This window comes from Psychrobacter sp. 1U2 (genome assembly GCF_051847575.1).
The window spans coordinates 1-887 of record NZ_JBPYDC010000706.1; the positions used below are offsets into that span (position 1 = coordinate 1).

The window sequence follows — 887 nt, forward strand, 5'->3', positions numbered from 1 at the left end:
GTAATTTTATCTACCGCTGGAAGAGTTTTGGTACCATATGCTAAAGCTGCCACGGCCTGAGCGCCACCAATCGTAAACACGCGAGCGACTTGTGCCAAATGCGCGGCTGCCAATACTAAGGGGTTTAGTACGCCATTGGGAGCTGGTACAACCATGATAACTTCTGTGACGCCAGCGACTTTGGCAGGAATGGCGTTCATCAGTACAGAAGACGGATAAGATGCGAGCCCACCTGGCACATAAATACCCACGCGATCAAGTGGCGTGACTTTTTGACCTAAGCGATTACCTAACTCATCCTCATATTGCCATGTCTCTTGTATTTGGCGTTTGTGAAAACTTTGCACACGCGTCGCTGCTGTAGTCAGTGCCGTCTTTACTTTTTCGTCTAAATTATCAAAAGCTTCAGCGAGTGATTGTTTAGACAATTCTAACTCTTGTATCGTCGTTGCTGGATGCTGATCAAACTTTTGGGTTAATGCTAGCACCACCTTATCACCATCATGACGTACTTGAGTAATAATATCATCGACAGTCTTTAACAGATCAACATCGTTGACTGTCTCAAAGGCCAGCAGATCCTTCAATTGCTGTTCAAAATCGGTATCTTGGGTACTCAACTGGCGCATGATCTAATCCTGTGTTTAAGTCAAAAAGACTGCTGAGAAAGTAAAAATGATGAAAACAATCAAACCATAATAGTAGCTTCTAATAAATTAACTACAGCTAGTTTGGCTAAATGACAATGGAGTTTTCTCAGTAGTTATCTACTAAAAAACCAGTTTAGCACGCTATATTCATTATAGAACGCCAAACTGGTTTTAAAACTCACATAACATCCTTTTATATTATTAATAATAAGTATGATCTACGTTCAATATTGATCA

The 887-nt window shown here is 40.8% G+C and carries 1 protein-coding gene; it reads right to left on the minus strand.

Going from position 1 to position 887, the window contains the following annotated elements; translation table 11 throughout:
- A partial coding sequence (locus tag ACS8FD_RS18220) for a histidinol dehydrogenase (protein ID WP_439276888.1) occupies positions 1 to 629 on the minus strand: 629 nt, incomplete at its 3' end.
- Positions 630 to 887 lie beyond the last annotated feature (258 nt).